Origin of the sequence: Acidimangrovimonas sediminis (assembly GCF_002871005.1) — a bacterium.
Taxonomy (GTDB): domain Bacteria; phylum Pseudomonadota; class Alphaproteobacteria; order Rhodobacterales; family Rhodobacteraceae; genus Acidimangrovimonas; species Acidimangrovimonas sediminis.
In genome coordinates this window covers 1-378 of sequence record NZ_PHSN01000046.1, presented here as the reverse complement: position 1 = coordinate 378, position 378 = coordinate 1, and the positions used below count along the sequence as shown (strand labels likewise).

The 378-nt window shown below is 66.9% G+C and carries 1 protein-coding gene; it reads right to left on the bottom strand.

The features are described 5' to 3' along the window. Positions 1 to 378 (bottom strand): c-type cytochrome (locus tag CVV76_RS23290; RefSeq protein ID WP_146010373.1); only part of this gene is annotated, 378 nt, incomplete at both ends.

Genomic DNA, 378 nt, shown 5'->3' with positions numbered 1-378 from the left:
TGCCGTCGCGCGACGGATCGCCGGGCAGCGCCTTGAGGTAATGCGCGATCGCGTGCAGGTCGTCGTCGGTCAGGAACTGGGTCGAGTTGTTGAAGGCATCCGCCATCGACCCGAAGACCACGCCGTGCCCGTTCCGCCCGGTCTTGAGGAAGGCGTAGATGTCATCCTCGCTCCACCGGCCGAGGCCGGTGTTGGGATCCTGACGCAGGCTCGGCGCGTACCAGCCGTCCAGCAGCCCGCCAGACAGGAACAGCTTGCTCGACTGGTCCATCCCCTTCTCGTTGAAGGCGGGCCCGCGCGGGGTGTGGCAGCTGCCGCAATGACCCGGCCCCTGCACCAGGAAGGCGCCACGGTTCCATTCCGCATCCTTGTCCTTGA